This window comes from Bacillus sp. SIMBA_008, from assembly GCF_046535495.1.
GTDB lineage: Bacteria > Bacillota > Bacilli > Bacillales > Bacillaceae > Bacillus > Bacillus subtilis.
On sequence record NZ_JAWRWL010000745.1, the window covers coordinates 1 to 259 of the forward strand.

Consider the following 259-nt stretch of genomic DNA (forward strand, 5'->3'; position numbering starts at 1 on the left):
GCGGTAGACGACGCCGCTGAGCTCCGAGTGCGACAGCAGCGAGTGATCGCCGTGCAGGGTCGAGTCGACCGCGAGACCGGCCTGCGCACCACCCGGGGCGAACGGACGCGCGGCGTTGCGCCAGTCGCTGCCCGTGTACGGGTCGTGACGGCGGGAGATGCTGGTGCGGATGCCGCCCGGATCGCCCGAGTAGACGAACGGACCCCAGCCGGGCTGGTTGCCCTCGAAGTCGCTCGAGTACACCGTGCCTTGCGTCGGC

At 71.4% G+C, this 259-nt stretch carries 1 protein-coding gene; it reads right to left on the minus strand.

Features of this window, described 5'->3' with window-relative positions:
- A partial coding sequence (locus SB658_RS25255) for a hypothetical protein (RefSeq protein ID WP_410603171.1) occupies positions 1–259 on the minus strand: 259 nt, incomplete at both ends.